Source organism: Chryseobacterium contaminans (assembly GCF_001684955.1).
In the GTDB taxonomy this organism is placed as follows: domain Bacteria; phylum Bacteroidota; class Bacteroidia; order Flavobacteriales; family Weeksellaceae; genus Chryseobacterium; species Chryseobacterium contaminans.
Genome location: NZ_MAYF01000204.1, coordinates 1 through 1,567, shown reverse-complemented (window position 1 = coordinate 1,567; position 1,567 = coordinate 1). Strand labels below are relative to the sequence as shown.

Here is a 1,567-nt window from a genome sequence, read left to right as displayed (position 1 = left end):
TTTTAAAATAACCATAAATCCATATTCTTTTATGAATAAAAAATTATTGTTTAGCTTCCTTGCCTTCCTTGGAGTGGTGAGTGTTAAAGCACAAAGAAACGAATTGGGGGTTCGTCTAGGTATGAGTAACCTAGTGGGTGATGTAGGAAGTACAAATTATATTTTACAAAAGCCGTTGGATTTAAATAGAATGTCGGATTGGGGGATCCCGTTTTATGGAGGTATTTTATATAGATTTAATTTTAATCCGCACCAAACTGTTAGATTGGATTTAGGATATAACCAGATTCAGTTTAGCGATAAAGCTGCGAAAGAAGAATATAGAAGAAATAGAAATGCATACGGGAAAAATAATGTATATGAAGCAAGTTTAATGTTTGAATATAACTTTTTCCCGGTTAATAATGAACAGATCAGTATGGTGAGCCCATATATTTTTGGAGGGATAGGTGCCCTAATGTTTGATGCACCTAAAGCTAATCTGGCTCACGATTTCAGAAGAGATCCGGATGGTGTTGCCCTGGCTCCAATTAATGAAACGGACTTTAAAACAAATACTGAATATTCATTAGGAAAAAAAGTTACTATGCATATCCCTTTTGGTATAGGTTTGAAATATAAATTTAACCATACTTGGGCTATATTTGCAGAAGCAACATTTAGATACACTTTGACAGATCAGCTTGATCATAGTAAAATTCTTTCTGAGGATGTAAAAAGTTCCTTTAATGCCGATATCCTGGATCCGGCTACAGGAGGTTCTTTATTACAGTCCGGAAACTATTATGCTGTTGCTAAGGAAAGAGAAGAAGAGTTTATTAAAAAGAGAAATATTGGGGATGATAGATCCAAAGACTGGTTAAATACTTTCAGTTTAGGATTGACGTTTTCGTTCGGAAGACCTCCATGTTATTGTGATTAATTAATATGTCGTTGATTAAAGATAAAATAAATTCTGAGAATTTACCAAAACACGTAGCCATCATTATGGATGGTAATGGGAGATGGGCTAAATCTCGTGGCGAAGAAAGAACCTTCGGTCACAAAAATGCCATTAATGCTGTAAGAAATGCTATTAATGCATGCAATGAGATCAATATCCCTTATTTAACACTTTACACATTTTCTTCAGAAAACTGGAACCGTCCTACTGAAGAAGTAAATACCCTCATGAACCTACTTGTGGAAACTCTGCTGTTGGAAGCCGAAGAAATCTTCAGTAAAGGATTGAGAATGCATGTAATAGGGAATCTTGAAAAGCTGCCTACTTTAGTAAGAGAGCAGCTGCAGCGTGTGGTAGAACTTACAAAAGAAAACACAAAAGGAAACCTTGTACTGGCGATCAGCTATGGCTCACAAAATGAAATACTGGAAGCCGTTAAAAATATCAGCTCAGATGTAAAAGAAGGAAAAGTAGACGTAGAGAATATAGATGAAAAACTATTCGAAAACTATCTCTATACAAAAGATTTTCCTCCTGTAGATCTATTGATAAGAACCAGCGGCGAAATAAGAATAAGCAATTTCCTCCTTTGGCAGATTGCTTATGCTGAATTACAGTTTTTAA

Annotated in this window: 2 protein-coding genes; both read left to right on the top strand. The window is 35.2% G+C overall.

The genetic code is table 11. The annotated features are described in order from the left end of the window. Positions 1–922, top strand: a 922-nt coding sequence (gene porG, locus BBH99_RS11715) for a type IX secretion system protein PorG (protein WP_317041494.1), incomplete at its 5' end; no start/stop codon positions are given. A 5-nt stretch (positions 923–927) separates the two neighbouring features. Next, positions 928–1,567, top strand: a 640-nt coding sequence (gene uppS, locus BBH99_RS11710; protein WP_066695729.1) for a polyprenyl diphosphate synthase, incomplete at its 3' end; no start/stop codon positions are given.